We start from the raw sequence: 25,351 nt of genomic DNA, 5'->3' as shown, positions 1-25,351 counted from the left end.
CGGCTGTGCAGCAGTCCCGGACAATTAGCTAGACTTCTGTTGTATTACGGCGGATATGGCTCGCAGCTTCTGTGATGAATGCTATGGCGGACTCTTGAGTGCGGCAGAAATCTCTATTGAACTTTGTATCGTGGTGGTTAGTTGCGATCTTTGAACATTCGAGGATTGCTCCAACCAGTTCTTCCTCGTGCTGGATAATTTTCTGTAACTGAGTCAACGATTTTTCGGCGGCTGCGTCAGATAGTTCGAGCGTAATCCTGCCATCCATATACGCGCGGGTAATCGCAGCCATAATATGAAATTTTATCGGCTTGAGTTCGGGGTCGATCTTTCCGTTTCTGAAAAGGAATTCGATACGGCAGAACAATAGGGCTGCCGTCCAATGAAAAGCGGGTGGAATAGACTCACGGAACACACGTTCTTCCGCCTGGTCCCGTAGATTGTTGTAGTAGCGATTAGCCGTGTGTGGCTGCTGGAGGAACATGGATGCAAATGATCTGATCATTTGCCTGATCGTAATTACGCGCCACGCCCCAACAACGGTGTTATTTCCCGTCCATTGCTTCAGTCGGCGTTCGTAAAACAACTTCGAATCGCTGTGCTCCTCAACAGAATTGAAATACTCCTCAATCCGCTTCTGTTGGTCAGAATTCGCAAGTAGGCTTTCCGGGGAGACCTGGGTCTGCTGATTCGTCGCCTGGGCGATATTGCGGGCGACTTCTGTGCTTCGTGTAGCGATAACCTTGACGGGCACAAATACTTCGGATAGCTGGTGGGCGTCACCGGCTTCGATCGAGGCTTCGTGTAGTACGTGCACTGTCTGGCAGCCATTCACGATTTGATAGTCCGACAATTTGAAGGAATCGCCAGTCGGCGTGATTTCTTTTGCGATAATTGTCACGCCATTGTTCAGTACGGCGAACTTTCCGCTATCGGGGCCCTGAAGAGTCTCCAGGATCTTCACATTTACGTCTACGTGCCCCTGGTAATCGCGCACATTATCGTAGAAAATAGACTTCACGATCTTCGATGGAGCCCCCTCTGCGGTCACCAGGCTAAGCAGCTCCTTTGCGGGCAGCATCCCGATATATGCCTGCTCGACGCCGTCGATCCCGGGCATTGATGTTTTTCTTTCGAAGAGAAACGTTCGTGTAATGCCTTGATCGAGCTCGCGCCACCTCCTTTGGAGTTCGCTTGATCCCAGGCATTCGATTGTTACCGACGATGTTAAAGATAGGCTCTCGATCTCCGCTTTGGCGTCTGCGCGCTTCCGTTCAATTGGTTTCTCAATCTTTGCCCCACTGGTCGTAACGTAGAACAATGATAGTCGAGGGTTCTCCTTGAATGAATCCGCCGCCTCGTATATTGCTGAAATTAGATCAAGGGCGGGAAATTCGGATGAATCAATATCGGACGTATTTGACAAGATTGTTCTGCATACGTCGACAAAGTTTGAGAAGTCTCCGATCTTGAATGTCGAACTGGTTTTGAATTGCGCAAATATCAATTCGACGGTGATCTTGTTGCAGCGCTCCAGGATTAGCTCAAGATCGACACGGTCTGTGATGACTTCGCCATTAACGATTGCGGCAAAAAGATCGTATCCCTGGACGCCGGGGCCTGCTAGATGCTCCTGTATCGATGTCTCGGGATTATATCCCATTTCGCTGCGTAGTAACAATGATCCTGCAAAGTGTTCGAACTGATCCGAAGTGGAAAGATGGTCAAGTCCGGCGGACGTGACATACTTCTGGACCATTGATCCGGTTACGCGATCCAATTTTTCCCCTTTGGGATCATTTTTCGATTGCTTTGAGAAATGCAGTATTGGTGCTGCTCGCAGATGCTCGGCCTTAGATGTGAAATATGAGTGCGCAAGAATCATGTCGCGTTCGCGGTCTGCGGAGTTGAAGGGTGCCGTGTAGGTGATGCCGTCGGCAGTAACGTCGGATGGTTGCAGGGATCCTTTTTGGCGGTATTCGGCGGCTAGTTTGCTGGGGATTTGGCGGCCGTTCGCGTCGTAGAGAGCTTCTCGTTCGTATTTTTGAAGGACCGGGAACTGGGTACGGTAGATGGTGAGTAGTTCGTCGGCGGTAATGTCGAGCATTACCGCGACGATGGCATCAATTTCGATCAGGGCCTGGCGGCGGTCCGCATCGGTGCGCAGGGGGGTATGCCAGGTCCATTCGGGAGCGGTGTTGGCGAAGTCGGTAGTGCGGCGGTAGCCCGGGTTGATCCCTGGAGTCCAGGCATCTGATGTCCAGCCTGGGTTGTAGAGCTCGGCCCAAAGGGGGCGGTAGGCGGAGACTAACGCGTTGAGACGGAGGACGCGGTGGATAAGGTGCTGCTCCAGCACATGCACGCGGACATGTGGAATTTTGCCGAGTGAAGATATTTTCACGTGTCCAACGCCCATTACCTTTATGAGGAAGTCGCCGACAATAGAGCCGGTGAAGGCGGCCATGACAGCTAGATCTGCTGGGTCTGCGGTACTCAGAGAGAGAATTCCGCCGACGTGACTTGGGCCTGGCGGAAGGATCGCAGTGTGCAACGTCCGTACGGTGGCCGAGTCGCACATTTCGCGCCAAGCGAGGCGGGCGTAGTTCGAACTGGGCTCGCCGTCCCACTTCGGGTAGGCGGCCAGGTAGTCGGGGAGGGGCCGGGCGACCTGGTAGTTGGTTCTTGGGATGAATGTTTCCGGGATCGACTCGAGGTCGATGGCGGAGTAGTCGACGTTGCTGCGCATCGTCGGGTTGCCCTGTTGGTGGATCGGGGTGGCGACGGTTAGGTGTGGGCCCTGGAGGATGGTCTCCCCCCAGGTTGCGGGAATGGCCGAGCGGGATTCGAAATAACCGAGTTTGCGGTCAGCCGACTCGTGCCAACCGGCGGTCCACTCGAACTGAACGTCGCCGAGTCGCGGTGCGGCAGCTATTTTGTCGAGTACTGCGGCACTTGCGCGGTTGACCGGGTAAAGCATGCGCGCAGCCTCGGTGGGTGTGCCGGGCTCGTCGACTAGCGCTGCCCAGGCGGCGAGTTCGTTTTCGGTCACTTCGATGATTCGTTCAGGGTGAGGGCGAACGTCCCACTTGCCGTCGGGATCTTTGACGCCAGGTGCGATACCGGTGGGCTCATAACCCGATTCGCGCGCTTTTAGTGACCGAGTCGGGACATCCGGGTGGTAGAGGGCTGAGCCTTGGAGGAATCGGACGGGCGAGTCGGAGCCGTAGACGTGAACGCCGTACTGACGGGTGTGGTTGATCTCGGAAAAGATGCTGAGTTCATTCCTGAACTGCCAGTGGCGCTTCAGGCGCCGGTACGTTGCTCGACGGAGTACCTGCGCGCGAGCTTCGGTGAAGTGACTCTCCGGATGTATGAGAGAGACGATGCCTTCCGCACCCGCTGACCGCCACGTCCGCTCCATGAAGCACCGATACATGTCGGGCTGCAATCCCGTGAGTGCGGGGCGGTCGATGCTTGAGCCGAGGTGCGCGGCCTGCGCAGCCTGTGCGGCGCGCTCGTCGAGAAACAACTGACGGACTTCGGGAAGCGCCAGCGCCTCTTCAGCTCTCTGCCGCTTTTCTGCCTCCGACGGCTTGTGTGCCAACTGCCACCACGGGTCGTACTCGGCCAGCAGCCCGGCCTCATCCCAATCCGGCCGCACCCATGGCGGATTACCCACCTGCAAATCGAAACCACCCCGCGCGAACACCGACGCGAAGTCCAGTTCCCACTGGAAATACCCGTCCCGCTTGGCAATATCGCCAGCGACGGTTAGCCATGGGTAGCGATGGAGAGCGGTCTCGATCGGTCGTGCGCCTGCGAAGGAGAGGTCCCATTCTTCGGCCTCATCAAGCCCGTCCCAATCGAGGTCGCCGACGAAGTTCATCTGGTTCGTGGACGGTGCCTTGCTCTTGGGCACGTTCGGAGTCTTGCCGTGGGGGATCTGGCCGAGGATCGCTTCCAAGCCACCGAGCCACGAGTCCCAGGAGGGCGGGGCGATGTGCGAAGTGAGCGGCCAGGACCAGAGTGCGCACCAAGCATCCATGGCTCGGCGCAGCCGCTGGAAGACGCCGTCGGGGTTGTGGAGGACCTTCTCGACCTGTTCTCGGGTGACAGCCGGCGTGTGGGGTGACGGTTCGGAGCCCCACAGTTGGATGTCGCGTCGGATCTCGGATTCTGCGATGGTGAGGCGGCGGAGCGCGAAGTCCCACAGGGTCTCGACGCGCTGTGCGAGGCCCTGCAGTCGGGCTACCTGGTCCTTGGTGGGTGACTTGCGTATCTCGTTGCGCCACAGGCGAAGTTCTTCACGCTTTTCCGGTGCGTAGGTCTTGGCCTCGCTGGTGTCGACCACGGCGCCCCAGCCTTCGGCAGGGAGCAGGAAGTGGTGGATACCTGCGCCGACCTCGGTGCCGAGCGGCACGTCCTTGGGAACGGACTTGAGCCACGCCTTCTTGGCGAGTTCGTTCGGCATGTATACCGCGCGCCGTGCGCCGATGAGGGAGTTACCGCGCCGCAGGTGCAACCCGAACCAGGGCGCCTGCAGGCCGGCGACCATGGTGTCGAGCCAGAGCGAGATCTCCGCCAGTTCTACAGCGGTGGCGTTGAGGTCCACCCCGTACACCTGGTGCAGGGCGATGTGGGCTTTGACCTTCTGTAGTTCTACCGCGTACTGATCGGCCTCGATGCGTTCGTTGCGTTCGTTCTGCTTGCGCTTCAAGTATTCGGCGGCGAGTTGTCGGACCGCTTCGATGGCGAATGCGCCCGATCCCAGCGCGGGTTCGCAGATCGTGAGCTGGAGGATCTCCTCGGGGGTTGTTTCGGTGCCGTTCTGGTCTAGAAGTTCCTCCAGCGCCTGCGACACAACGAATTTCGTCAGCACCTCGGGTGTGTAGTACGACGCCGACTGCTGCCGCTCCCGGCCGGCGAGGCGGAAGACGAAGGTGCCCTCGCGGTGGATCACCGGCTTGAGTTCATGCGTGTCCAGGTCTTCGGCGCGGACGAAATCGGATTCGGAGAGATGGTCGGCGCGGTGCACCGGGACCACCCAGGAACCTTTTTCAGGGTTGCCGTCCTTGGCTACCTCGTACAGGTCTTCTTCGGCGAAGAACCCGGTATAGGACATCAGCCCCTCGTACACCGCTCCCAGCTGGTTGATGCCGAGTTCGGCGTAGCTGATGAAGCCGCGGTCGCCGCCCTTGCGGCCCTTGGATTCCTTGGTGAGCAGCAGGTGTTCGAGGACTTGCTGGGTGGCGGCGTTGCCGAGGCCCACCTCGTCGATCAGGGCGGTTGCCTTGGGGGAGAACAGGTCTGCGCGGAGCGGGTTGAATTCGAGGCCGGGGGCCGGATCGTCGAGGACGTGCTCGTGCACGGTCGGGGTGTGGCCACGGTCTACGAGGTCGAACAGCTTCTTCAGCGAGTCGTACAGATGCGTCCCGGTTCGGGCCCGGTGGGAGACCAGTTCGGTGAGCGTGAGTTCGCGCAGCCGATCGAGCCCGTATCCCTCCTCGTACTCGGCGGCTCCGGTGGGCAGTACCTGCATCTCCGGCGACGCTTCGGCGTACAGCAGGAACAGGATTCGATACAGGAACCGCAGCGAGTGTTTGGCGAGTTCGTTGCCGTCGATGCCGTCCATGGTGAGGCCGCGTTCGGCACGCCGCCGGACCACCTCGTTGGCGATGATTTCGATGGAGAGGCGAATGCCTTCGCGCAGGTCCTTGGAGACGCCGACCGTGTGTTTGACGGAGTCTTCGAGGACACCGGTCCACCAGATGTTGCCGTCGGCGTCGGCCTTCAACGACTGGTAGCCGAAGAGGGCTGCGGCGCGGTCGATTTCGCCGCCGCGGGCCTCGTGGCGGCGTTCGACCACGACCAGCAGGTCCATCGCCAGGTAGCGGCCTTCGGCCCAGCGTTCCGCCTCGGCGAGCAGCAGCCATTGGCCGGCCTGGACGACGACAAAGGCGGGCGGGGTGTCGGAGCGGAAGGCGGCGGAGACGGCTTTCGACGCCGATTCGATCGGTTTGCCGTCCTCGGTGGCGGGGGTGATGAGCCTGCCGGTTTCCGGGGCGAGGAGGTCTTCCAGGGTGTCGACCGGTTCGGCTTGCAGGAACAGCACATCGGGGAGGTCGGGGAGCTGGGCGTCCGGGATTTCCAGCTCGGAGCCGGCGCGTTCGGCGGTGAAGGGGGTGAGTTCGCCTTGGTAGCCGAAGGCGGCGCGCACCTGGGCGTGGGCCTTGGGGGCGGCGAGGGGATCCTCGGACAGGCCGGCCAGGGCGGTTTGCAGGTCGCGGGCGGCGGACAGCAGCGTGCTGCGGACCGTGGAGCGGCCCTCCTTGGCCTCGGCGTCCCAGGTCTTGCGCAATCCCAGGACCTTGCCGTGGAAGGACTCGTTCACCGAATCGGTGGTGAAGTAGTGCTCGCTGATCCAATCCTCGCCGACGACGATGGAATCGAAAGAGGGCATGGTCACTGATCCTTTTCGGGGACGATCACGAGCAGGGGACGAACCAACTGCTGTGTGGGAGCGAGGGATTCGGCGAGGCGCTGCTCTTCGAGGATGCGTTGCGACAGCTTCTCGACCTTCTTCTTCCGGCCGCTGAACAGGTCCAGCTGTTCGGCGCCGGTGTGCCAGCGATCGGCACGCTGTCGCCAGGCGTCGAGGCGTTCCTGGGCGGAGCTCTGCTGGGCGTCGAGGATCATCTTCATCGACTGTGCGGCCTCGCGGACGGCGACCGGAATCAGTGGTTGCAGCTGGTCCAGATCGTGCAGCGGGCCCGGGTTGGAGGTGCCGGCGCGCAGGCCGGTGGTGGTGGTCAGGAAGTTCAGATCCTCCATCGGTTCCACCAGACAGAACGACGGGTTGCCCGGGTTCGGGAATTCGGCCTTCGAGAAGACCCGTGAGACGAGCTGGCCGCGGCGGTTCATCAGGGTGCCCATCAGCAGGACCGTCACGTCGTCGACCTCGCCGCGGATGGCGAAGATCTGATTGCGGCCCAGCGCGCTGAGTGCGCGGTCGCTTGCCCAGTCCAGTACCGGATGCAGGGGGCCGAGGAAATGCGCCTCCGGCCACGTGGTGTCGTTGACGCCCTTACCTTCTCGCGCGGCGCGCAACTGGGCGTCGCCGACGGCGCTGGAGGTGGCCAGCTTCAGGCGTTCCAGGACGCGGCCGTCGCGCAGGTAGTTCTGCGGGAGTTGGCCGAGGCGCTGTTTGAGGTCCCGAGGTGGAATCAGTTCGGCGATACCGTGATTGGTGTGCCGCGTCCAGCCGACGCCGCCTGCGGCCGGATCGGCATGCGGAACGTCGTGGAAGGCTGCGCGCAGGGCCTCGTCGAGGAAACTGATGTCGTCGGGGTAGAGGCTGAGGCGGGGTTCTTCCGGCAGCTCGGCTCGGGTGTCGTCCTCGTCCAAGTCGAATTGGGCGAAGAAGGCGTCCAGGTCGTCGCCGTCGGCCACCTCCTCGATACTGCGAACAGCTTCGTCGAGTGTGGTCTTGCGGGCGAGGACATCGCGGATCGCCGATTCCTCCTCTCCCACACTGTGTTTGCCCATCAGAGAAGCGACGTCGCCGAGGGTGGTGTGGGCCTCGTTCTCGCGTTCGAGCAACCGCGACAGAACCCGCAGGTCGCCGGAGAATTCCGGGTCGGCCGGTTCCAGGATCAGCGACGAGATCACCGGTGGATGTTTCTGCCCGTAGCGGTCGATGCGGCCGTTGCGCTGTTCGATGCGGATCAGCGACCACGGGATGTCGTAGTGGATCAGATGGTGGCATTGGGCGTGCAGGTTCACGCCCTCGGAGGCCACGTCGCCGGTGACCAGCACGCGGATCGGGGAGGTCTCCAGTTTGAAGCTGTCCACGATCTGCTGCTGCTCCACGTCGGACAGGCCACCGTGCAGCATGACGACCGCATCGGGCTTCAGCCCCAGTGCGGTGGGGAGCAGGTCGGTGAGCCATTTCAAGGTGGCGACGCGCTCGGCGAAAACGACTGCGCGAGTGCCGGATTTCGGACCGACGCCGATTTCGCGGAGGCGGTCGATCAGAGCTGCCTGTTTACCGGCGGATTCGGTGAATGCCTTGTCGTTCAGGTCCGCGAGGCGGTTCAGGGCTTCCAGTTCGGTGCGCTGCTCGGCGCCGTGCGGGCCGCCCTTCTCGCGGAGCTTGTTGCGGCGCTGATTGATCGATTCACGGAGGGCGGCAGGGGAGGACAGGAACGCCTTCGCCAAGGTCCACGGGAAAAGGGCCTTGGTTTCACCCGAATACGGGGAGCGGCCCGACTCCGGATGCAACCACACCTGCGAAAGTTCCTGCGCCACCAGCTCTTCCGCAGGCGACGGGGAGACCAGGCGATGGACGGGTTCGGCCCGCTCGGCCCAGTCACTGCCGACCTCCGCGGCGACCTCGTCGTGGTGGCGGTGGCGGCGGATCAGCAGCGACTGCACATCGTCCTTGGTGAACGAGCCGTCGGCTGCCACCGCGGTCGGGTCCAGCAGGCGCAGCAGTTCGGCGAACGATTCCTCGCGACCATTGTGCGGAGTGGCCGAGGCGAGGATCAGGGCCTCGGTGTTCGGGGCGAGGATGCGGGCCAGCTCGTTGTTCAGCGTGCCGACATTGGTGAGGTTGTGCGACTCGTCGATCACCACCGCATCCCAGTGCTGACGCTCCAAATGCGCCTTGTAGCGGGGGCTTTTGAGGGTGTCGATCGAGATGATCGCGCGCTTGTAGTAGGTGAAGGGGTTGCGGGTCGCGGGGAGCTTCTGGCGAACCTTCTGGATGCCGGCCGAATCCAGGCGCACGAACGGGAGCGCGAAACGGCACCACAGTTCGTGCTGCATCTGCTCGAGGACGTGACGTGGGGTGACGATGAGGATGCGCTCACCGCGACCGCGCCGGACCAGTTCCGACAGGATCATGCCGATTTCGAGGGTCTTGCCCAAGCCCACCGCGTCCGCGAGCAGGATGCGGGGGCGAATGTTGTGCGGGTCGAGAGCTTTCGCGACAGCGGCGCGCTGATAGCCGAGTGAGTCGGCGAGCATGTGGGCCGAGACCGTCAGCGTCTGATCGCCATACGGGAACGGGGTTTTGCGAAGCAGCGATTCCAGCCACAAGCGCGAGTCCCGGTAGCCCGAGGAGCTGTCGGGAACGATACGTGCCTTCGCGGGATCGAGGACTTCGATGTCGTCGAGGCTGCGATAGAAGGTCGCGGTGGTGTCGGTGACGAGCTCTGACAATCCGCGGACCCGTAACAGCCAGCCGTCCGACCCCTGCTCGGCCGAGGTGACCAGCCACTCTTCGTCGCGGACCACCACGATCGAACCGGGGGCCACCTCGAAGGTGTCGGGCTGCTCGGCGACTGTCATCGACGCTGCTCCTGGGGTCGGGTGTGAGTGGGCCAATCCAGTATCGGTGGTGACGGGCGGGATGTGACACGGGAGTGGTGCATGTCGGTTGTTCGAATGACGCGGACGCGAATGTCGGCTGTGCACAACCGATCGCAGTGCACACCGCGCACCGGCCCGGAGTACCGGTGCGGTGGCATCGGCCAGTGTGTGCGGGCGGCTCCGATCAGGAACAATCTCCGGATTCGCCCTTCTTTACCACCGACAGGACGGCATCGCCCTCACCGATAGGCACGCCAGGAGCAGGGGTCTGCGCGACGACAACCCAGTTGCGGTCGAGTACCTGCCTTCGGCCCGCTCCGGTCGCATCCTTGCTTCGAGAGAAGAACACGCCGGCCTTTTGGATGAGGTCCTGTGCCGCCTGCAAATTCATGCACACCACGCTCGGCATTGGCACTGTCGCGGCTTGTGTGGCCGCCGGTGCGTTCGAGGGCACCTGTGCTCGGGGTTCTTCTGTTGGAGGTGTCGGTTGTGCCGTCGTCGGCACAGGGAGCGTTGTCTTCGCACTGGTCGTTTTCGGTTGCGTGGTGGGCGCTTCCGTTGCTCCGCATGCCGATGCTGTCACGATGGCGGCGATAGCGAGGAATGTCGCGGTCCTCTTCAAAGTAGGTTCCTTCTAATTGTGGTCATGGCCGGAATCTGTAGTCGACCGCCGGAGGGTATTGGCCATAGAGGCCCTGGGGGTTTCCCGCGAGGAACTGCTGATGCTCGTAGTCGGCTCGCTGGGATATTTGTGCCGCGTACCAGGCCCGTTTGCGGCGGGTCTCATTCCGCTCCTGGTCAGCGCGACGCAGTAGGTAAATGGCCAGTGCCAGGCCGGCGACGATCGCTATCACGTACCAGTAGGTGATGATGATGCCGAGGAGGAACAGGACGCCGAATATCGCCAGAACCGGGTGCGCAGTGCCCGGATTTCTGTGTCTTGTCATATTCAGAGCCAGCGGGCCACGCCGCCGTGTCCGGAACAGGTTCCCGACTCGTGCTGGCTGAATGAGTAACTGCCGTCCGAGCACTGCGCCGTGGCTCCGGCCGGTGCGGCACCTGGGTTCAGGACGCACTGGCCGTCGGCGTTGACATATGAATCGGGTCCGCAGCCGGTGATCTGGTGGACCGCGATCGGCTGGGTGGCCGGTAGGGCGGTGGCGGGGCCGGCCAGGATTACCGAGAGGGCCGCCACACCGAGCGCGGCGAGGACGCCGCGGCTTGCCGTCCGGGCCCGGCGAAGTTTGCCGTGCGTCGAGGCCGCACCGATGGTGAGGACTATGAAACCGATGATGATCATGAAACTGTTCATGGGATCGTGACACCTCTGTCTGTGCTTCTATCAGCCTCGATAGCTGGTAATCAGCAATCTTCAAGCCGCTGTTAACGCCGACCTGTGAGTTCGGAGAACGAGTGTCGAGCGGCGGTTGTCGGGCGATTGCGCGGGGAATGTGCTCGGCGCCGGGGCGGACGCGTGGGAGTACCACCCCGGCACCGATCACCCGGTCAGCGCAGCGAGACCGTCGCGCCGCCGGAGAACATGGAGTCGTGCAAGACGATGTGGTCGGGTCAGAGTTCGTACTGCGGGCAGTAGGCCTCGATGGCGGAGTCGAGGAAGATGTACGGATACTTCACGGCTCCTCGGGAGCGTTCGGCGAGCACGATCTGGTTGTGCGCCGAATTGCCGTATGCGCGAAGCCAATTGCAATCCGCTTGCGCGAGCCGAATGGACGCGTCCTGGCCGCCGCAGGTCTCGTCGTCCTCGGCGTAGCGATTCAGGAACAGCTGGTCCGCCGGGGTGCGCGGGCCGCAGGTGCTGCCGGCGGAGCCCGAGGTGGAACCGGTGTCGGGCGCCGCGAGCGCCATGGGTGTCGCGACGGTGAGTGCGGTGACGGCTGCGCCGGTGGCGAGCAGCGTCGACAGGGTGCGAACTGTGTTCATGGTGCTTCCTGAGGTTTGTCGGGTGCGACAGATCGGAGGGCGGCCCGTGCTGTGCGGTCGGGCGCTCTCGGGTCGTGTCGTCGAATCGGTGTGAGGAACGCGCGCCGGGCATCCGGCTCGTTCAGTGATGCAAACATTAGAATCGACTGAAAACATTGTCAACACAGTTTTGAAGATTGATTTTTGGTCAACAGTCGAGCAGGGTGTGGTGAGGACTGGAGAGGAGTGTCATGCCGAAACCTGTGTCGAAGGTCAGCGCCGCGGAGATCTCGCGGCTCGCCGGTGTCACTCGTGCCACCGTGAGCAACTGGCGGCGCAGACATGACGACTTCCCCAGGGCGATCGCCGGTACCGAGACCCGGCCCGTATTCGACCTGCACGCGGTGCAGGCATGGATGGCCGAGCACGGTATGGAACCTGCGGCCTCGCCCGCGATCGAGTTACGGACCCTCGTGCGCTCGCACGCGACTCCGGAGTCGGCCACCCGATTGATGGAGACGCTGCGGCGATCCGGCACCGGCTGGCAGGCCTCCGGCGCAGACAAGGCACTGGTGCGCGAGGTGTCCCGCGTGCTCGAGACCGCCGACGCCGAGGCGATCCGCGCCGCGGTGGACACCCTCGCAGAGCAGGCGATGGGCGATACCGCTGCCAGCGGGGTGTACGTGACACCGGCGAATGTCGCGGAACTGATGGTGCATCTGGCGAATCCGGGTGCTGGGCAACCGATTCGGAGTGTGCTGGATCCGGCGTGCGGTAGCGGGTCGCTGCTGTTGGCGGCCGCGCAGGCCGGAGCGGTCGACCTGTACGGCCAGGATGTGATGGCGGTGCAGGCACAGCGTGCACGCCTGCTCATCGAGGCGGGAACCGACCGTGAGCCGACCGTGGAGACAGGCGACAGCCTCACCGCGGATGCGTTCCCCGGCCTCGCGGTCGATGCCGTGCTGTGCAACCCGCCCTACGGCCTGCGCGACTGGGGCTCGGCGGAACTGGCCTTCGACACCCGGTGGGATTATGGTCTGCCGCCGCGAGGCGAATCCGAACTGGCTTGGGTACAGCACGCGATCGCTCATCTGCGGCCCGGTGGCACCGCGGTACTGCTGTTGCCGCCAGCGGTCGCGTCGCGCAACTCCGGACGTAAGATTCGCGCGAATCTGGTACGTACCGGGGCATTGCGGGCAGTTGTCGGGCTCGCTCCCGGCGTTGCCCAGCCGTGGCACGTCGGACTCCAGATCTGGGTGTTGCGCCGACCGGATCCCGCAGTGGCGGTGCCGGATTCACTCCTGTTCGTCGACGGGTCGGCTGCGCTGCCGAAACCCGAGACGGTGGCGGGCGATCCGTTCGTCCGCGTGTGGCGCAATTTCGACGGGGAGGCGCCGGAGAAAGCGGCCGAATCCGGATTCGCCGCGGTGGTCCGCTCGGTCGATCTGCTCGATGAGGACGTCGACTTCACGCCGGCCCGATACGTCCGATCGGCACTGGATTCGACCGAGGTTTCGGGTCAGGTCGACGAGGCACTCGGCCGGCTGGCCGCCGTCACCGCCGAACTGTCGGACGCTGCCGCGGATGTGCGGGGGTGGACCGAGGCCGCGGGCCGGGTGTGGCGGTTCGTCAGTATCGCCGATCTGGCCGCTCACGGTCAGCTGGAATGGATTCGGGCGTCTGCGCGCGATGCGGAACCTGCGGTGGCAGGGGACACGCGGCGCGTGTTGACCGCAACGGATGTGGCCGGTGGTGAGGCGGCATCGGAAGGGCTCGACACCGCCACTCCCGCCACGATCGTGGAGGTGGCGGCCGGTGACGTTCTGATGCCTGCCGTGCGCAGCGACCGTCACGGCGGTCGCAGCGCACGGGTCGCCATCGAACGGGACGCAGGCGCGATCCTGGGACCACACGTGCACGCCTTCCGAGTCGACAGCAGCCGCCTGGACCCGTGGTTCGTCGCAGGATTCCTGATCGGAGCCGACAATATCGCGGCGACAAGGACTTCCACCGTTCGATTCGATCCCAGCAAGCTCCGGATCCCGGTGCTGTCCCTTGCCGAGCAACAGCGATACGGCGATCTGTTCCGCAGGCTGTTCGTCCTTCGCGCCGCCGCTCGCCGGGCGATCGATGTCGCGGATCTCGCGACCGGCCTGATCGGGACCGGACTCACGGCGGGGGCGTTGGAACCCGTCGGTGACGAAGAGTCCACGGAGACACGATGATCGGCGGTTCCGATGCCGCGCCGCCGCTGAATTCCGACCGCTACATCGCACTGCGAGCCGAGGTAGTGGCGCGGCCGGTCCTCGAACCGCCCGTGCTCGAGGCGGATCTCTTTTCCTACGAGACGATTTCGATCGAGGACCTGATCGAGGCCGACGCCGTCGATGTGCTCGAGGCCGGGCCGATCGCCGCGCAGTCCGAGGGGGAGGTGTCCGTGCTGACCGCGAAGGACATCCGGTTGGGGCGCACTGCGTCCCGATACGGTGATCGCGCGGCCTCGGGGGCGGTGTGGGTTCGCCGCGGTGATATCGCGGTGGTGCCGGGGAGCGATCCGGCCGTGGCCGTCTGCGAACAGGATCAGGTTCTGCTCGGTCCCGGCGTGCGGTTGATCCGCATCCTGGTGGATGGCATCGATCTCCACTTTCTCGCCGGTGTCGTGCGCGCTGCCTTGAACGAGAACGGTCACGCCGATCTCTATCGGATCGCTGTTCCCCGGGTCGCACCCGCGCAGCAACGCCGACTCGGTCTGGCCTTCCGGCAGTTGGCCGAGATGCAGCTCGATCTACAGCGGCAGCGCCTCACCGTCGAGGAACTGGTCCGCGCCGGTACGCAGGGGCTGGCCACCGGCCGGCTGCGACCGGCTGCCGTCGACGAGTAGGTTGACGTGTCGACGTTTCAGTACGCACGGAGGTAGCGGTGACACAACCGCAGATCATCGGGAGCCGGTACGAACTCGTCCGCGAAATCGGTGCCGGTGGGATGGGGCAGGTCTTCGAGGGGTTCGATCGCCACCTCAAACGACGTATCGCGGTGAAGCTCACGCACGTGAATCTGGATCAGGACCCGAACTGGACCAAGCGATTTCTGCGCGAGGCCGAACTCATGGCCAGGCTCAGCCATCCGGGTATGCCCGCTCTCCATGATGCCGGGATCGCTCCAGGTAGTCCCGAACGGCCCTATCTGGTCATGGAATTCGTGGACGGGATCACCTTCGATGATCTGCTGAGCCGACGCGGACCGCTGCCCGTAGGTGTGGTCGCAGCGCTGGGCGCTCAGGTCGCCGCCGTGCTCGCCGCGACGCACCGCAACCGGATCTATCACCGTGACCTCAAACCGTCGAACCTGATGCTGTGCGCGGACGGCACCGTCAAGGTCCTCGACTTCGGACTGGCCGTCGCGCTCGGCTCCGATCTGACCCGCTATACCAATACCGGAAACACGCTCGGCACACCGGCTTTCATGGCGCCGGAACAGGTCGAGGGGCGGGCGGTTCAGGACCAGACCGATCTCTACGCACTCGGTCTCGTCCTGCACGAACTGCTCACCGGGGACCGGGTGATGACCGGTAGCTCGCCGTATCTGGTGTGGCAGAACCAGGTTCACCTCTCGCCGCCGGAGATCCGCCGTGAACGCTCGGAGGTGCCCGCCGATATGGCGCGGCTCATCATGAGCATGCTCGCGAAGAAGCCGGAACATCGGCCGGAGGACGCCGTCACCGTCCACTCGGTTCTGCTGCGCCACGCCGCCGGGCTGTCGGTCCTGCCCGAAGTGGATGACTTGCACGGGCCCGCACGCATGTATGCCGCCGCCGTTGCGACCACCATCTCCTCCCGCACGGCCCTCACCATGGTGGCGCGCAGCGTCCCCGAAGTCGACAGCGAAACAGTGTCTTCACCCAGGCCCGCAACGGATTTCAGCCGATCCGATCTGCAACGCGCCATCCAGCGAGCCCGCGACCTGGCCGCTGAATCCCGCTACACACCTGCCATCCAAGACCTGAAAGCAGTTGTGGAGTCGGCGATCACCCACCTCGGCCCCCGCGACGCCGACGTGGTGGAGGCCCGCCTGAATTTGGCCGACCTCCGCGTCGACAGCAACGACTTCACGGCTGCCGGCGAGGTCTACCGCGCCCTCATCGACGACCTCACCGCCGAACGCGGCCCCTATGACGAACAGGTCATGTACTGCCAGCGCCGCCTGGCGACCTGCGATGTGCAATCCGGTGAGATCGACGCGGCACTGGCTCGGCTGCGGAGATTGCACAGCCAGATGGCGGTGCGATACGGGGAGCAGGATAGGCGGGTGGTGGATCTGGTGAACCAGATCAAGCACGTGGAGAACAGTCGGTGAGCGCCCGCGGGCGGGAAAGTCTGCCGGTTCGGTAGAAGCGCGTCAGCGCCCGCGCGGCCGGTGGCTCCATAAAACCGTCGCCGACCAGCAGGAGTGGGGCGGTGGACCTAGTAGAAGGAGCGAGGTCGGCCGCCTCTGCGAACGGGCACGTTCACGCTTCCGCCAACGTCACGATTACCCGTATCACCCTGCCCCGTCCGGCCGATCCGCGCGTATCGCCGCCGCGGCGGCCGCACGCGAACGGACGCCGAGTTTGGTGCGGGCATTGGCGACGTGCCGGTGGACCGTATGTGGACTCAGTGACAGCCGTTCGCCGATCTGCGTGTCGGTCAGTCCCTCCGCGACCAGCCGCAGGATCTCCCGCTCACGCTCGGTCACCGCTTCGGGTCCGGGTGGGATGGGCCGTGGTCGTACCGGATGCCCGAGTCCACGCAGGATCGCGTCGACCACGGGGGCCGCGTCACCGCGCCACGGGAAATGGTCCTCGCCGTGCAGTTCGACGAAGGTGGCCCGGCGGATGCGGCGAGCCACGTCGGCGCCGAGTTCGAAGGGGACCGCGCGATCGTTTCTGCGGTGCAGCACTGTGGTCGGGACGGTCACGGCCGCAAGGTATTCCGTCGCATCGAGATCGTAGATGGCCGACAGTGATCGCGCGGCCTGGTCCGCGGTCGCCGAGAGACGCTGGAACTGGGCGAACCGTTCGCGTTCGGCATTGTCGGCGCCGGGCACGAAGATGTCGGCGAGCAGCCGCGAGCCCAACCCCCAATGGGCGGTGATGGTATTCACCAGCGCTTCCCGCACGCTGGCGGGCGCGATATCCGAACCGCGGGCGAACGCGCCGTAGAGCACGAGCCGATGTATCCGTGCGGGCATCCGAGCCGCGATGCCCGCCGCGACCGCCCCACCCGAAGACGCACCGAGCACAGCCACGCGCTCCAACCCGAGGCCATCGATGATGTCGGCCGTCACGGCGATCTCACCGTCCAGGTCGAGCGGTGATCCGGCGGCGCCGGACATGCCCCGGCCGGGCTGGTCGTATCGAATGACGGTGAACCGGTCGGCCAGCCGGGACAGAAAGGCCCGGAACCGCGGGTCCTCCCAGTTGAGGGTCAGATGGCTGCACCACCACCCGCCGATCAGCAGCGCGGGGCCGGCGCCCACCGCCGAATAGGCGACGTCGCCGCCCACCGTCTTCACATGGCGAACGACCTGGTCCTCGATGCGCAACATGCTGTCCCTCTCACGCCTCGTTTCGTCAGGTTCTCACGACAGGAGACAACCGCGCGAGGCGCCATCCGCGCATCACCCGATCCGGCCATCGACAATGGCCCGAAACGGCCATGACATGGCCCGTCACCTCGGACCAGACTCGTCCGTATGACCACCGCAACCTTCAGTCAACGCCAATTCGCCCGCTGGTATCCCGGGTTCATGGCCCGCGTGGACCGAGCGGGCCAAGCCGACCTGCGTCGCACCCAACTCGCCCGCGCTCATGGCCGCACCCTGGAAATCGGCGCCGGCGACGGCCTGTCCCTCCCCAACTACCCCGGCAATCTGGACGCGCTGATCCTCCTCGAACCGAACCCGGCGCTGCGCACTCGGCTGACTGCCCGCGCCCACACCCTCGACGCTCCGCACACGATCGTGGACGGTGACGCGCACAATCTGGAATTCCCCGACGCCAGTTTCGACACCGTCACCGCATCCCTGGTGTTCTGTTCGCTCCGTGACCCCGCTCGAGCCCTCGGTGAGGTGCATCGAGTACTGCGGCCGGGAGGCCGGTTCCTATTCCATGAGCACGTTCGCGGGACGGGGCTGCGTGGTGCGGTTCAGGATCTGGTGACGCCCGTGCAGCGACTGCTGGCCGACGGGTGTCATGCCAATCGGGATTTCGAATCACTGTTGAAGGCGGGCGATTTCGAGATTGTGGACATCGAATACACCCGCATGCCGACGATGATGCCGACCATCGTGCCCTTGGTCGTCGGGACCGCCCGCCGCTCGTGAGCGCGATGTCCGCTCGAAGGAGCGAACCGATCGGTGCGTTGTTCGCCGCAGTGCAATGGGCGTGCGCTCGAGGGAATCAGCCCACGCCTGCCTCGCGGCCGTGGATCTCGCACAACCGTTCGGCCAACAGGTGGAACAGAGCGAAGTTGTGGATTTGGCTGACCGGGATTCTCGGCTGCCGCACAACGTTCTTGTCGACGCCCACGAAAACCACCCCTTCGTGCACCGTCATTTTCCCGATTTCGTTCCAAGGCACGGGCTTTGCCGAACATCCCAGCTCGGACCGGGTCATCCACCAGTCGCCGAACTCCACGCGATGGCCGGCCTCGAGCGCGGTCCATGTCGGTGCCAGCTGCGCCTCGACCACGCCGTTCTGAATAGCGGGTCCCCAATCCTGCGGGTTGGCCAAGACGCCGTCCATCGAGAACTGCGAGCCGTCGAGATCGGTGATTTTGTAGCGGTATATGGTCCGGATCGTTCGTTTCTCACCGACGCGCCTGACGTTGGCGTTTGCCTGGAGTACCGAAGTGCGGTCGTAGCGAACGACGCGCAGTCCGCTGGCCTGGGCAAAGATCAGACCGCGAGCGTAGAGGTCGAGTCGGATTCCGCGATCCGTGTCGATGTACTTGCGGCCGGTGATCAGGTTTCCCACCAGACCCAAGGCAAACCCGACCGTGATGAACCCCGTGAGAAACCACCAGTTGCCGTCCATCAGAATGCCGAGCCCGGTTACCGCCGCGAGCACGGGCGTTGCGATCCCGAGGAACCTCAGATTCCGTTGGTGCTCCGAGCGTCGAGCCGGATGGGCGGAACGATGCGCGCCCAAATCCGCTTGCTCCGCCGCTCGCCCGATCTGTGTCAGCAGCTCCGGAGCATCGTGAGCTTCAATGGCAACCTTTTCGGACACTGCGCCCCCCAATCCTGTATTACCCTCGGCCGCAAGGCTATCCGACAGGCCTGATGTGTCAGCCATCGGCTGCGTGTCCGAGCCCGCGCAGGCCGATCTCGTGCTCAACTGTTGCTGCTCGCGCACGCCCGCACTGTGGGGTTCCGTCGATCAGGAAATGAATCGGGCAGCACACATGTCGAGTTCCACCCGACGCCGATCACTCGGCGTCGAACACGATGATCCCGGCGATCCGATTCCCGACCCGCGCGATGCGCGGCACGTCGCTCCCCGCTTCCCGCGGCGCGAAGATCCGCGGATTGCGCACCGTGACAGTTCCTCCTCGATAGCGGAGTCCGGCTTGTCCGGCTGCGATCACATTTCTCGCCCAGTGCGTCTCGCCGTGCAGCAGGACCACTGCCAGTACTGTGCCGCGGCGAAAGATGCTGACGGGTGTCTCGTATGCCGTGCCGGATTTTCGGCCGACGTGCTCGACCACGGCGAAGCCCGGTAATGCCGGCCCGATCCGCCGCATCCAGGGGTTCAGATATCGCGCCCCCACACGGTCGCTCCACTTGGGGAAGTAGTAGGGAAGTGAGCTGTCGGCACTCGTCATTTCGAACAGAGTAGAGGCCGGGCACCCACCGAACATCCTTCTGTAGCAGGAGATTCGCGGTCGTGCTCAGCGCGACAGCATGCGGAGAGATGCGTAGCGACCCCCGAAATCACTCCGCAGTCCGATTCACCCCGTACCACGGTATGACGCCGAACGAGGATTCGCTCGATAGCTTCGGGGTATCGAAATTGTCACCTCGCCCAGTGGTGCTCGCCGAATCTCCGCAGGTATCGACCGGTCGGCGTCGAGGACGGGCAGGGTGGCGTCCGCGCTCGAGCTCTCAGGAAGAACCTATGACCACAACGGCTTTGGTCCAAGAGTCAACTCCGCGGTCATCCCGGCGCCGCGGTGCCGAGGGTGACTACGCTCGTCTGCTGCGCAGGATCTCCGATGCGGGGCTGATGGATCGGCGTCCCCTCTACTACGCCGTCCGCCTGAGCGTCGTCGGGCTGGCGTTCGTGGCCGGATGGGTGGCGTTCGTGCTCGTCGGCGATTCGTGGTGGACGCTCGGCGTCGCGGCGGTCATGGCCGTGACTTGTGCCCAGGTCGCCCTGGTCATGCACGATGTCGCCCACCGCCAGGTCTTTCGGCTCCGCCGCCCGACCGAGGTCGTGGGCCGGATCGCCGGCAATGCGGGTATCGGGCTCGCGTATGGGTGGTGGCAGGACAAGCACACGCGTCATCACGCCAATCCGAACCATGAGGAGCTCGACCCCGATGTCGTGCCCGACGTCCTGGTCTGGTCCCAACGCCAGGCGCGGGCCAGTCGCGGTCTGCCGCGGCTGATCGGCCGGGCCCAGGCGTTCCTGTTCTTTCCCCTGCTGATGCTGGAGGGGCTGAATCTGCATGTGGCCGGCGTGCGTGCGCTCCGAAACCGGGCGGTCAAGCATCGTGTACTCGAGGGCACGCTGCTGTTCGTTCACTTCGCCGTCTATCTGGCCGCACTGTTCGCAATCCTGCCCGCCGACAAGGCTTGTGCGTTTCTCGTCGTGCACCAAGCGCTGTTCGGTCTCTACATGGGCTCCATCTTCGCCCCGAACCACAAGGGCATGCCGACCTTCACCGGTGACGACCGCCCCGACTATCTGCGCCGACAGGTGCTGACCTCTCGCAATGTGCGAGGTGGCGCGGTGACCGACCTCGCGCTCGGCGGGCTCAACTATCAGATCGAGCATCACTTGTTTCCGAGCATGCCGACCCCGAATCTTCGTCATGCGCGGGTGATCGTTCGCGATTACTGCGCCGAGATCGGCGTGCCGTATCACGAGACCGGGCTGATGCGCTCATACCGCGAGGCGCTGCGGCATCTGCACCAGGCCGGGGCGCCGTTGCGCACCGGCGACCACGGCGAGGTGCGGGTTCCGGACAACAGCGACGGAGCGGCCGAGCCGATCTCGACGCCCGGCCCACATCACCCCTGAACGACCTCGCTCCTCATCGCCACGACCCGACCGCCCCCGCGTCATTTCCGCGAGCGCACAATGGCACGTGCGACTATCTTGCGTGCAGCCAACCACGGGAGATGTGATGACGACATTGCAGCAGGCGGTGGAACTCGGTCGTGCCGAGAAGGGGCTCGCCATCGTGTCGACCCTGCGTTCCGACCAGACCATCCAGTCCACACTGGTCAATGCCGGTTTGTTGGCTCATCCGCTGTCGGGTCAGCCGGTGCTGGGCTTCGTCACCTACGGCAAGGTGAAGCTCGCCAATCTCCGGGCGCGGCCCCAGGTGAGTACCACCTTCCGGCAGGGCTGGGCGTGGGCGACGGTGGAGGGCCGCGCTCAGATCGTCGGCCCCGACGACGCTCAGCCGTGGATCGACGCCGAGGGGCTGCGCCGGCTGTTGCGTGATGTGTTCTCGGCCGCCGGCGGCGAGCACGATGACTGGGACGAATACGACCGGGTGATGGCCGCTGAGCGTCGCGCTGCGGTGCTGGTCGAACCGACCCGGGTCTACAGCAACGGCTAGCTGTTCCGACGAAAAGGAGTGGGCCATGCGGATATTGAGGACGCCCGACGAACGATTCGCGGGACTGGCCGGCTTCCCGTTCGACCCGCACTACGTCGAGGTGGATGCCGGAGACGGGACCATGCTGCGCGTCCACTACCTGGACGAAGGCCCACCCGACGGTGAGGTCGTGCTGTTGCTGCACGGTGAACCGTCCTGGTCATATCTGTATCGGCGGATGATTCCGGTTCTGGTGGACGCGGGACTGCGGGCGGTCGCGATCGATCTGGTCGGGTTCGGGCGCAGTGACAAGCCCGCGGAGCGCGACGACTACACCTACCAGGCGCACGTCGACTGGACCTGGGCTGCGATCGAGGCGATCGGCCTGGACCGGATCACCCTCGTCTGCCAGGACTGGGGCGGGTTGATCGGGCTGCGCCTGGTCGGTGAACATCCCGAACGTTTCGCGCGGGTGGTCGCCGCGAACACGTTCCTGCCGACCGGTGACACCCATCCCGGCAACGCGTTCCTCGCCTGGCAGCGCTACAGCCAGCAGGTCTCCGACTTTCAGGCCGGCAAGATCGTCAACGGCGCCTGCCTGACCGACCTCACTCCCGAGGTGATCGCGGGCTATGACGCACCCTTCCCCGACGACACCTACAAGCAGGGCGCCCGCCAGTTCCCGCTACTGGTGCCGACCGGTCCGCTGGACCCCGCCATACCCGCCAACCAGGCCGCGTGGACCGTCCTGGAAACCTTCGAGCGGCCCTTCCTGTGCGCCTTCTCGGACTCCGATCCGATCACACGCGGCGGTGACACCGTGCTGTCATCGAAAATCCCTGGCGCCGTGGGGCATCCGCCGGTGACCATCGCCTCGGCAGGTCACTTCCTCCAGGAGGACCGAGGCGAAGAACTCGCCGCCGTGGTTGTCGACTTCGTGCGCGCGACACCCGTCGCCTGACGGCCGCCACGAGGGCATCGGGTGTACCCGGCCGCTGGTGCGCGGTGCTCGCAGGCGGGTGATCAACCCAGTTCCAGCACCGCCTTGCCGTGCAGGCGGCGCGACAGCAGTGCCTCCGCCGCTTCGCCGACGCGGGTCCAATCTCCTTGCCAGGCAATGCTCGTCCGCAGGTTCCCGATCGCCACCTGCTGGGCCAGCCAGCTCAGATCGGGCCCCAGATCGCGGCATCCCAGCAGGAAGAAAGAGGTGACGGACCGGTCGTGCCGTCCCTGATCGCCGAAGAATGCCCCGAACGGGAAGGTCTCGTCCGTTCCGGCCGAATGCCCGACCGCGACCACGGTGCCCCCTTCCGCCAGGCGTTGGTAGGCGGCGACGAGGTGGCTGCCGCCGATCAGGTCGATCGCGCCGTCGACCGGTGCGTCCAGCGCGTCGGCGCCGGTGACGACTTCGGCCGCACCCAACTCGCGCAGGGCCCCGGTGTGGGTGGCCGGATCGCCGGTCGCCGCGATGACGTGCGCGCCCCCGAGTCGCGCGAGCTGCACCGCGAAGCGCCCGGTGCCGCCGGTGGCGCCCGTGACGAGTATCCGGCGACCCAATATCGGCCCGAGCCGGTGCAGGGCGCGCAGCGCCGTCGTGGCGGCGACCGGGAGGGTGCTCAGGTCCGCCGGGTCGGTATCGCGCGGTGCCGTGCCGATCAGATCGGTGTCGACGGCGCGGTATTCGGCCCAGGCCCCGTCCCAGCCGAGGGTGACGACCGGTGTCCCCGCCGGTGGACCGGAACCGTCGGCGGCGGCGCGTTCCACGATTCCGGCCGCGTCCCAGCCCAGTACCGAACCCTGCGGGGCCTCGGCGCGCGCGAACTGGATTTCTCCATGATTGAGCGATGTCGCGGTCACTCGGATCAGCGCCTGGTGCGGGGCGGGTTCCGGTTCGGCGACCTCGCCGATTCGCAATCCAACTGGAACAGAACGGTCGATGACCAGTGCACGCATATCGCTGTGCCTTTCGCGTCGGGGAGTCCGGTGCCGCCGGGCCTGTGGCGGCGTACGAACAAAATGCCACTGAGTGGCAAATGGCGTCAAGGGGCGATAGGAATCGAGTGGCGCCGGGCGGTAGTCTGGGGCGATGTCCGATGTCGCGATCGACCGGTTGCCACTGCGGGAGCGCAAGAAGCTGCGCATCCGGCAGGCGCTGGTCGACACCGCCCTGGAGCTCTTCGCGGAACGCGGATTCGACCACACCACGCTGGATGAACTCTGCGATGCGGTCGACGTGTCCAAGCGAACCTTCTTCCGCAACTTCGCGAGTAAGGAAGATGTCGCCATGGCGCCGCTGCGTGATCTGTGGGCCGCCTTTCTCGAAGATCTGGCCTCTCGCGAATCCGGCACAGGCTCGCTGTTCCGGACGTTGCGGGACAGTTTGCTGACGGCGGTGGATCGAATGCCCGCCGACGGCTGGCCCGCCCGCGCCGCGCGCAGTCATCGCCTCGCGCAGTCCACTCCGTCCATGGCGGCGAACAATCTGCAATTCTGCGACCGGACCGTCCGGGAGGCATTGGTGATCCTGCGGGACCGTTTCGGCACCGACTCGTCCACCGATCAACGGCCCCGGCTGGCGCTCGACATCGCGGTCGCGGCGTTCCATCGCGCGCTGGATACCTGGAGCACCGGCCGCCCCGGCGAACTCGACACCGCGACACTCGCGGCGCGGATCCGTGACTCGTTCGCCGCGGTCCCGGATGCGCTCACGCTGGCTGCGGTGCCGCCGGTGGACCGATGACCGATCCGCGACCGGCCTGATCCGAGGCCGCCGGGACAACCCGGGATCGTCCTGCTGCTGGGTGTCCTGGAATGGCAAAAGACAAGTTTCCTTGACATTCGATGTCAAAGATCCTTAACATTTTGGCGTGGTCAGCGATCAACGGGAGCATCCGGTACGTACGCGGCGGCGCGAGTGCCGGATCACCCAGGCGAACTTGGCGACAACTGTCGGTGTCAGCCGGCAGACCGTGATCTCCATCGAACAGGGCGACTACGCGCCGAGCGTTCTTCTCGCATTGCGTATCGCTCGTGCGCTGGGAACGACGGTGGAAGACATTTTCTGGACCGAGGATCTGGAGGGGACATGACCAAAACCACTGCATTCGAAGACATCTTCCTGGCGGCCGAGGAGCCGGCCTGGGGTGACGAGCGTGCCCGCGAGGAGTTCTACCGGGGCTCGACGATCGCGCTGTGCGCGACGATCTACGGCTGCTATCTGATTGCCATCCTCGCCGCGGCACTGAATGCCACGCTGGTATCGCTGCTGATCTTCCTGCTTCCCAGCCTCGCGTCGCTGTTGCTGCTGCGCTACTGCGCGCGGCGCGGTATCGATATGCGCACCCTGCTGAAGGGGTTCCCGGCGCGGCGCAAGCGGATCGCGAATGCCACGACCTATCCGCTGGTCGTCGCGTGGCTGGCCGTTTTCCTGTGGCGCACACTGCCTTCGGACTCGGTTCCGCAGAGTCTGCTGGGCGCGGTCGTCGGGGGCGTGATCGGAGCCGCTGCCGCCCTGGCCGTCGGCAAGCTCGTGCGCAACCGCGCCAAGACACAGCTGCTGCCCGAGGACGACAACTTCGACTCGTAGCGGCTCGTCCGGAAACGACTGCGCTGCCATGGATTTCGGTACCGGGGCCGCTTCGATGGCGGCGGCCCCGATGTCGTGATGTGGTGCGCTCGGACGCTGTCGGAGCGTGTGACGCCGCAGTGCCCGAGCCCGGCTGTCCGCGCTCGCGCGCTGCGGCAATATCATCCATCGATGCAGTTGCAGATCGACCCCGAGCGCGACATCCAGAGCGGTACGTGCGGATGCTGTGGGGTCCCCTTCGAACGGGTCACCGGATTCATCAACAGTGAGGCGGGGGCCTTCGCCATCTATTACGCCTCCTGCTACCACCACGACGGCGTGCACGAGGTGTATATCGACGTGATCCTCGACAACGCCTGGGACGCTGATGATCCGGTGAGCCGGCCGGGGCCGGATCGGGTGACGATCGGGTGCCGTGTCGGCCCGGTCGAAGGCCGGCCCGGTAACGCCTGCTCCCTGGTCGACGGCGCGTCGGTTGCCCCGGATACCCCGTTGTATGGGCGGAAGCTCGATCCGGACCAGGCTCGACGGCATCCGTGGATCGCGCTGTACTGGGAGACGATCGATCACATCCTCGAGCACGACTCCACGGTCGGTACCCACCTGTACGGTGCCCCGGCCGGCGAGATCTCGTGAGGTGCGTGCCGATCGGCGACCTTGCCCG

General features: G+C 64.7%; 21 protein-coding genes. 11 read left to right on the top strand and 10 right to left on the bottom strand.

The annotated features are described in order from the left end of the window. Positions 1-28 precede the first annotated feature (28 nt). From AB0L57_RS18325 to AB0L57_RS18300, 6 genes are all read right to left on the bottom strand, one after another. On the bottom strand, positions 29-6,460 hold the full coding sequence (locus AB0L57_RS18325; RefSeq protein ID WP_364963190.1) for an AIPR family protein: 6,432 nt from the start codon (positions 6,458-6,460) through the stop codon (positions 29-31). A gap of 2 nt (positions 6,461-6,462) precedes the next feature. After that, positions 6,463-9,351, bottom strand: coding sequence for a helicase-related protein (locus tag AB0L57_RS18320; protein WP_364963187.1), 2,889 nt, complete (start codon positions 9,349-9,351; stop codon positions 6,463-6,465). A gap of 205 nt (positions 9,352-9,556) precedes the next feature. Continuing rightward, the gene (locus AB0L57_RS18315; protein ID WP_364963184.1) at positions 9,557-9,763 is read right to left on the bottom strand and encodes a calcium-binding protein; all 207 of its coding nucleotides are present in this window, start codon (positions 9,761-9,763) and stop codon (positions 9,557-9,559) included. Positions 9,764-10,016: 253 nt separating this feature from the next. Continuing rightward, positions 10,017-10,319: a hypothetical protein gene (locus AB0L57_RS18310; protein ID WP_364963181.1), complete on the bottom strand. Its 303-nt coding sequence runs from the start codon at positions 10,317-10,319 to the stop codon at positions 10,017-10,019. Positions 10,320-10,321: 2 nt separating this feature from the next. Next, on the bottom strand, positions 10,322-10,684 hold the full coding sequence (locus tag AB0L57_RS18305) for a DUF3761 domain-containing protein (RefSeq protein ID WP_364963178.1): 363 nt from the start codon (positions 10,682-10,684) through the stop codon (positions 10,322-10,324). Between the two features lie 257 nt (positions 10,685-10,941). Further along, the gene (locus AB0L57_RS18300) at positions 10,942-11,313 is read right to left on the bottom strand and encodes a DUF732 domain-containing protein (protein ID WP_364963175.1); all 372 of its coding nucleotides are present in this window, start codon (positions 11,311-11,313) and stop codon (positions 10,942-10,944) included. Positions 11,314-11,543: 230 nt separating this feature from the next. Here AB0L57_RS18300 and AB0L57_RS18295 point away from each other — a divergent pair, with 230 nt between their 5' ends. Genes AB0L57_RS18295 through AB0L57_RS18285 form a run of 3 tightly spaced genes read left to right on the top strand, consistent with a single transcriptional unit; the run spans position 11,544 to position 15,645 of the window. Beyond that, positions 11,544-13,517, top strand: a complete 1,974-nt coding sequence (locus AB0L57_RS18295; RefSeq protein WP_364963172.1) for an N-6 DNA methylase — start codon at positions 11,544-11,546, stop codon at positions 13,515-13,517. Next, positions 13,514-14,173 (top strand): hypothetical protein, encoded by a 660-nt coding sequence (locus tag AB0L57_RS18290; protein WP_364963169.1) that lies wholly within the window; start codon positions 13,514-13,516, stop codon positions 14,171-14,173. The genes AB0L57_RS18295 and AB0L57_RS18290 overlap by 4 nt, the downstream gene beginning before the upstream one ends. A 38-nt stretch (positions 14,174-14,211) precedes the next feature. Then, on the top strand, positions 14,212-15,645 hold the full coding sequence (locus tag AB0L57_RS18285) for a protein kinase (RefSeq protein ID WP_364963166.1): 1,434 nt from the start codon (positions 14,212-14,214) through the stop codon (positions 15,643-15,645). A gap of 183 nt (positions 15,646-15,828) precedes the next feature. Here AB0L57_RS18285 and AB0L57_RS18280 read toward each other — a convergent pair whose 3' ends face one another. Then, positions 15,829-16,875 (bottom strand): alpha/beta fold hydrolase, encoded by a 1,047-nt coding sequence (locus tag AB0L57_RS18280; RefSeq protein WP_364963164.1) that lies wholly within the window; start codon positions 16,873-16,875, stop codon positions 15,829-15,831. Between the two features lie 147 nt (positions 16,876-17,022). Between AB0L57_RS18280 and AB0L57_RS18275 the strand changes: the two genes are divergently transcribed. Beyond that, positions 17,023-17,652, top strand: coding sequence for a methyltransferase domain-containing protein (locus AB0L57_RS18275; protein WP_364963162.1), 630 nt, complete (start codon positions 17,023-17,025; stop codon positions 17,650-17,652). A gap of 76 nt (positions 17,653-17,728) precedes the next feature. Here AB0L57_RS18275 and AB0L57_RS18270 read toward each other — a convergent pair whose 3' ends face one another. Together AB0L57_RS18270 and AB0L57_RS18265 are read right to left on the bottom strand one after the other, a co-directional pair. Then, on the bottom strand, positions 17,729-18,685 hold the full coding sequence (locus tag AB0L57_RS18270; RefSeq protein WP_364963160.1) for a DUF6585 family protein: 957 nt from the start codon (positions 18,683-18,685) through the stop codon (positions 17,729-17,731). A gap of 73 nt (positions 18,686-18,758) precedes the next feature. Further along, complete coding sequence (locus tag AB0L57_RS18265) at positions 18,759-19,154, bottom strand: nitroreductase family deazaflavin-dependent oxidoreductase (protein ID WP_364963157.1); 396 nt, start codon at positions 19,152-19,154, stop codon at positions 18,759-18,761. Between the two features lie 293 nt (positions 19,155-19,447). Between AB0L57_RS18265 and AB0L57_RS18260 the strand changes: the two genes are divergently transcribed. From AB0L57_RS18260 to AB0L57_RS18250, 3 genes are all read left to right on the top strand, one after another. Beyond that, positions 19,448-20,575, top strand: coding sequence for an acyl-CoA desaturase (locus AB0L57_RS18260; RefSeq protein WP_364963154.1), 1,128 nt, complete (start codon positions 19,448-19,450; stop codon positions 20,573-20,575). Between the two features lie 106 nt (positions 20,576-20,681). Then, complete coding sequence (locus AB0L57_RS18255; protein WP_364963151.1) at positions 20,682-21,122, top strand: TIGR03618 family F420-dependent PPOX class oxidoreductase; 441 nt, start codon at positions 20,682-20,684, stop codon at positions 21,120-21,122. 25 nt (positions 21,123-21,147) lie between these two features. Beyond that, positions 21,148-22,062: a haloalkane dehalogenase gene (locus AB0L57_RS18250; RefSeq protein WP_364963148.1), complete on the top strand. Its 915-nt coding sequence runs from the start codon at positions 21,148-21,150 to the stop codon at positions 22,060-22,062. A gap of 62 nt (positions 22,063-22,124) precedes the next feature. On the opposite strand, the gene AB0L57_RS18245 is transcribed toward AB0L57_RS18250, so the two are convergent. Beyond that, complete coding sequence (locus tag AB0L57_RS18245) at positions 22,125-23,054, bottom strand: zinc-binding dehydrogenase (RefSeq protein ID WP_364963145.1); 930 nt, start codon at positions 23,052-23,054, stop codon at positions 22,125-22,127. A gap of 133 nt (positions 23,055-23,187) precedes the next feature. Here AB0L57_RS18245 and AB0L57_RS18240 point away from each other — a divergent pair, with 133 nt between their 5' ends. The 4 genes from AB0L57_RS18240 to AB0L57_RS18225 all read left to right on the top strand — a co-directional run bounded on the left by AB0L57_RS18240 (position 23,188) and on the right by AB0L57_RS18225 (position 25,323). Beyond that, positions 23,188-23,841, top strand: a complete 654-nt coding sequence (locus AB0L57_RS18240; protein ID WP_364963143.1) for a TetR/AcrR family transcriptional regulator — start codon at positions 23,188-23,190, stop codon at positions 23,839-23,841. Positions 23,842-23,968: 127 nt separating this feature from the next. Continuing rightward, on the top strand, positions 23,969-24,190 hold the full coding sequence (locus AB0L57_RS18235; RefSeq protein ID WP_364963140.1) for a helix-turn-helix transcriptional regulator: 222 nt from the start codon (positions 23,969-23,971) through the stop codon (positions 24,188-24,190). After that, positions 24,187-24,687 (top strand): hypothetical protein, encoded by a 501-nt coding sequence (locus tag AB0L57_RS18230; protein WP_364963137.1) that lies wholly within the window; start codon positions 24,187-24,189, stop codon positions 24,685-24,687. Before AB0L57_RS18235 ends, AB0L57_RS18230 begins: the two co-directional genes overlap by 4 nt. Before the next feature lie 171 nt (positions 24,688-24,858). Beyond that, positions 24,859-25,323 (top strand): hypothetical protein, encoded by a 465-nt coding sequence (locus AB0L57_RS18225; RefSeq protein WP_364963135.1) that lies wholly within the window; start codon positions 24,859-24,861, stop codon positions 25,321-25,323. Positions 25,324-25,351 lie beyond the last annotated feature (28 nt).

The organism is Nocardia sp. NPDC052254 (genome assembly GCF_040679495.1).
Taxonomy (GTDB): domain Bacteria; phylum Actinomycetota; class Actinomycetes; order Mycobacteriales; family Mycobacteriaceae; genus Nocardia.
This window is presented reverse-complemented; position numbering and strand designations above follow the sequence as displayed.

Coding starts and splice junctions, on each gene's coding strand:
- AB0L57_RS18260 (WP_364963154.1), top strand. CDS start 19,448: ATGACCACAACGGCTTTGGTCCAAGAGTCAACTCCGCGGTCATCCCGG.
- AB0L57_RS18295 (WP_364963172.1), top strand. CDS start 11,544: ATGCCGAAACCTGTGTCGAAGGTCAGCGCCGCGGAGATCTCGCGGCTC.
- AB0L57_RS18310 (WP_364963181.1), bottom strand. CDS start 10,319: ATGACAAGACACAGAAATCCGGGCACTGCGCACCCGGTTCTGGCGATA.
- AB0L57_RS18250 (WP_364963148.1), top strand. CDS start 21,148: ATGCGGATATTGAGGACGCCCGACGAACGATTCGCGGGACTGGCCGGC.
- AB0L57_RS18300 (WP_364963175.1), bottom strand. CDS start 11,313: ATGAACACAGTTCGCACCCTGTCGACGCTGCTCGCCACCGGCGCAGCC.
- AB0L57_RS18280 (WP_364963164.1), bottom strand. CDS start 16,875: ATGTTGCGCATCGAGGACCAGGTCGTTCGCCATGTGAAGACGGTGGGC.
- AB0L57_RS18315 (WP_364963184.1), bottom strand. CDS start 9,763: ATGAATTTGCAGGCGGCACAGGACCTCATCCAAAAGGCCGGCGTGTTC.
- AB0L57_RS18230 (WP_364963137.1), top strand. CDS start 24,187: ATGACCAAAACCACTGCATTCGAAGACATCTTCCTGGCGGCCGAGGAG.
- AB0L57_RS18225 (WP_364963135.1), top strand. CDS start 24,859: ATGCAGTTGCAGATCGACCCCGAGCGCGACATCCAGAGCGGTACGTGC.
- AB0L57_RS18325 (WP_364963190.1), bottom strand. CDS start 6,460: ATGCCCTCTTTCGATTCCATCGTCGTCGGCGAGGATTGGATCAGCGAG.
- AB0L57_RS18275 (WP_364963162.1), top strand. CDS start 17,023: ATGACCACCGCAACCTTCAGTCAACGCCAATTCGCCCGCTGGTATCCC.
- AB0L57_RS18320 (WP_364963187.1), bottom strand. CDS start 9,351: ATGACAGTCGCCGAGCAGCCCGACACCTTCGAGGTGGCCCCCGGTTCG.
- AB0L57_RS18265 (WP_364963157.1), bottom strand. CDS start 19,154: ATGACGAGTGCCGACAGCTCACTTCCCTACTACTTCCCCAAGTGGAGC.
- AB0L57_RS18245 (WP_364963145.1), bottom strand. CDS start 23,054: ATGCGTGCACTGGTCATCGACCGTTCTGTTCCAGTTGGATTGCGAATC.
- AB0L57_RS18255 (WP_364963151.1), top strand. CDS start 20,682: ATGACGACATTGCAGCAGGCGGTGGAACTCGGTCGTGCCGAGAAGGGG.
- AB0L57_RS18240 (WP_364963143.1), top strand. CDS start 23,188: ATGTCCGATGTCGCGATCGACCGGTTGCCACTGCGGGAGCGCAAGAAG.
- AB0L57_RS18290 (WP_364963169.1), top strand. CDS start 13,514: ATGATCGGCGGTTCCGATGCCGCGCCGCCGCTGAATTCCGACCGCTAC.
- AB0L57_RS18305 (WP_364963178.1), bottom strand. CDS start 10,684: ATGAACAGTTTCATGATCATCATCGGTTTCATAGTCCTCACCATCGGT.